Source organism: Saccharopolyspora sp. 6M (genome assembly GCF_020176775.1).
Classification (GTDB): Bacteria; Actinomycetota; Actinomycetes; order Mycobacteriales; family Pseudonocardiaceae; genus Saccharopolyspora_C; species Saccharopolyspora_C gregorii.
Genome location: NZ_JAIUJZ010000323.1, coordinates 1 through 3,666 on the forward strand (window position 1 = coordinate 1; position 3,666 = coordinate 3,666).

The window sequence follows — 3,666 nt, forward strand, 5'->3', positions numbered from 1 at the left end:
CCCCCGGCCGCCCGCGCGCCGGCCCCGGGGGGGGGGGCGCCGCGCGCGGGGGCGCCGCGGTGGTCCCCCCACTTCGGAGTCCGCGGTGGCCGGGTCCGGTGCGGCGGTCTCCGCCACGCGCACCGGCGCCTCGGTGCCCTCGGGTTCCGGGGATGCCGCGGTGGTCTCGGGCGCCGCGGCGGCCGCCGGTGCGGTCTCGGCTTCCGGCCCGCCCCCGAACAGCTCCGGCTGCGCCGGGTCCTCGGTGCGCCGCTGCCGCGCCTGCCCCCGGGCGGCACCGCGAGCGGCCTCCTGCCACTCCCGCACCGCCCACCAGGCGATGTTCGGCACCGCGGTCGCACCGTCGGAACCGCGCCCGGGCACCGGGTCGGGCGCGGGCGCCGCCGGCTCGGCCGCCGGTTCGGGCTGCGGGCGCTCGACGGCGGGGCCGGTGCCCACGTGGAACGCCGCACGCGAGCCGGGGACGTCCTCCTGGTCGGAGCCGGAGCGCTCGGCCGCGTCGTGCCGCCGCGCCGACCGGTAGCCGCGGCGACGCCCGGATGTCTCGGTCCGGCGGTAGCCGGACTCGCCGTAGCCGCGGGACCGGCCGCTCGCGCCGAGCGCCTTGCCGACGAGGAACAGCGCGGTGCTCCACAGCTTGCGCTGCTTCACCGCCTGCTCCAGCTCGCCGACGGTGGTGCTCAGCAGCACCTCGTCCGGCCAGCTCACCTTGTAGGCGACGAGCACGGGCACCTCGTCGGCGCAGCCACCGGCGCGCAGCTCCTCCACCAGCTGGGCCGCGCGGGAGGCGGGCAGCGTCACCGCCATCGTCGCCTGGTGCCGCGCCAGTTCGCGCACCTGCTCGGCGTCCGGGTTCCCGGCGCCGAGGCGGGTGACCAGCACGGATCGCGCGGTGTCCGCGGTGGTCAGCTCGCGGCCGACGGCCGCGGCGGCGGCGGAGAAGCCGTTGACGCCGGGCACGATCTCCACGTCCAGCTCCATCTTGGCGCAGGCGTCGTGCTGCTCCTGCACGGAACCCCACAGCGCCGGGTCACCGGCGTGCAGCCGCACGACCCGCAGCTCGTCCCGCTCGGCGCGGCGGTACACCTCGACCGCCTGCTCGTGGGTGAGCTGGGAGGAGTCGAGCAGCTCCGCGTCGGGGCTCGCGTGCTCCCGCACGCATTCGGGGGCGAGCACGCTGGCGGACCACACCACGACGTCGGCTTCGGCGATGCGTCGCGCGGCGCGGACCGTGATGAGGTCCGCGGCGCCGGGTCCGGCACCGATGAACGAGATCCGGCCACTCACTGTTCGCTCTCCTCTTCCGCGTCACCGGTACGGCTCGCCGCGCCGAACCGTCCACATCGGACCACACCGAGGGAGGGGGCACCGGCTCGATGGCCAGGTCGGGCGGGGGATCGACCGGTCCGCTGGCACCGGAACCCCGTCGCCCACCGTGGCCGCACAGGTGACGACCGTACCTGTTGATCGCGGCGGGCTACACGGCCGTACCCGCACCGCCCGTCACCGTCCGGGAACAGCGGGTCACGAACCGCGACACCGCCTCCGGCGCACCGGCCGGATGGGTGTGCAGGTAGGAGGCGTGCAGCCCGCCGCGCACGAATCCTTCCGCGACGGCCGCGCCGTCCCGCCAGTACCAGGCGGGCTGCCCGCCGCTGCCCGGTTCGAGCCGGGTGCGGTGGAATTCGTGGCCGGTGAACCGGGTTCCGGCGCTGCTCAGCGCGGAGTCGGTGGCGGCGACGGCGTCCCGGTAGCCGAGGGTGAGCCGCGGTGACATCTCCGCGCGCGCCGGGATCACCCCGCACAGCGGATGCCCGTCGAGCTCCTCGGCGAGGTACAGCAGCCCGCCGCACTCGGCGTGGATCGGGGCGCCGGTGGCCGCGAACCGGGTGATCTCCGCGCGCAGCGCGGAGTTCGCGGACAGCGCCGCGGCGTGCTGCTCGGGGAACCCGCCGGGCAGCACGAGCCCGCGGGTGCCCGCGGGCAGCTCCTCGTCGCGCAGCGGGTCGAGCACCGCGACCTCGGCTCCGGCGGCGGTGAGCAGTTCGACGTGCTCGGTGTACGCGAAGGTGAACGCGGGCCCGCCCGCCACGGCGATCACCGGGCGGTCCGGGACGGGCACCACTTCGGCGGCGGCGTCCCACGCGGGCCCGTCCAGGGCGGGGGCGCTGCGGGCGAGCGCGATCACCGCGTCCAGGTCCACCCCGGACTCGACCGCGTCCGACATGGCTTCGACGGCGTCGGTGGCGGCGCCGCCGTGCTCGGTGGCGGTGACCAGCCCGAGGTGCCGGGACGGGACGCTGAGCCCGCCGGTGCGGCCGAGCGCGCCGAGCACCGGCAGTCCCACCGAGTCCGCCGCGTCCCGCAACACCTGCTCGTGGCGCGGCGAACCGACCCGGTTGAGGATCACGCCGGCCAGCCGCACCCCGGGCTGGAAGCTGCGGAACCCGTGCAGCAGCGCGGCGATGCTCTGCGACTGCCCCTGCGCGTCGACGACGAGCACCACCGGGGCGCGCAGCAGGCCCGCGACGTGCGCGGTGGAGCCGAAGGCCGGTTCGTCGCCCGGACCCGGCCCGTCGATCTTGCCGTCGAACAGGCCCATCACGCCTTCGGCGACGGCCAGGTCGGCACCGGCGCTGCCGTGCCGGAACAGCGGCGCGATCCGCTCCTCCCCCACCAGCACCGGGTCCAGGTTCCGGCCGGGCAGCCCGGAGGCGACGTGGTGGTAGCCGGGGTCGATGTAGTCGGGGCCGACCTTGAACGGCGCGACCCGCAGCGACCGGCGGCGCAGCGCGCCGAGCAGACCGGTCGCCACCGTCGTCTTGCCCTGCCCCGAGCCGGGCGCGGCGATGACGACGCGCGGGCTCACCACTCGATGCCCTTCTGGCCCTTCTGCCCGGCGTCCATCGGGTGCTTGACCTTCGTGGTCTCCAGGACCAGGTCGGCGGCGTCGACGAGCTCCTGGGGGGCGTTGCGGCCGGTGATCACGACGTGCTGGTGGCCGGGCCGGTCGCGCAGCGTCCGGACGACTTCGCCGACGTCGATCCAGCCCCAGTGCAGCGGGTAGGTGAACTCGTCGAGGACGTACATGCCGTGCCGTTCCTCGCCGAGGCGGCGGGCGATCTCCCGCCAGCCTTCGAGCGCGGCGGCGGCGTGGTCCTCTTCGCTGCCCTGCTTGCGGGCCCAGGACCAGCCTTCGCCCATCTTGTGCCATTCGACGGGGCCGCCTTCACCGGTCTCGTCGTGCAGCTTGCCCAGGGCGCGGAACGCGCTCTCCTCGCCGACCTTCCACTTCGCCGACTTCACGAACTGGAACACCCCGATGGACCAGCCCTGGTTCCAGCCGCGCAGCGCGAGCCCGAAGGCGCTGGTGGACTTGCCCTTCATCTCCCCGGTGTGCACGAGCAGCAGCGGACGGTTGCGACGCTGCCGCGTAGTGAGACCGTCCTGCGGAACGACGTTCGGCTTTCCCTGAGGCATGACCCCAGACCCTAAGCCACCCCCAGGACCACCCCACCCCGCTGTCGCAGACCTCACCACCCACCAACCACCAACAGATCAGTTGATCAGTTGATCAGTTGATCAGTTGATCCGCTCAGCGGCGAAGCCGCTGAGCTGCCGACCCAGCACGCAACCGGCACCGCAGCGGGTTCTCAGCTGTTTCCT

The 3,666-nt window shown here is 74.9% G+C and carries 3 protein-coding genes; all 3 read right to left on the minus strand.

All coding sequences use genetic code 11. The features are described 5' to 3' along the window. The coding region (locus LCD31_RS28490; protein WP_224963238.1) for a cobalt-precorrin-4/precorrin-4 C(11)-methyltransferase at positions 1–1,287 on the minus strand (1,287 nt) is incomplete at its 3' end. 190 nt (positions 1,288–1,477) lie between these two features. Continuing rightward, positions 1,478–2,869, minus strand: a complete 1,392-nt coding sequence (locus tag LCD31_RS28495) for a cobyrinate a,c-diamide synthase (protein ID WP_224963244.1) — start codon at positions 2,867–2,869, stop codon at positions 1,478–1,480. Beyond that, entirely contained in the window at positions 2,866–3,480 is a 615-nt protein-coding gene (gene cobO / locus LCD31_RS28500; RefSeq protein ID WP_224963240.1) for a cob(I)yrinic acid a,c-diamide adenosyltransferase, read from the minus strand. The genes LCD31_RS28495 and cobO overlap by 4 nt, the downstream gene beginning before the upstream one ends. Positions 3,481–3,666: the final 186 nt, after the last annotated feature.

What these genes read in the sequence shown, in the direction of transcription:
- cobO (WP_224963240.1), bottom strand. Translation starts at nt 3,480, where the DNA reads ATGCCTCAGGGAAAGCCGAACGTCGTTCCGCAGGACGGTCTCACTACG.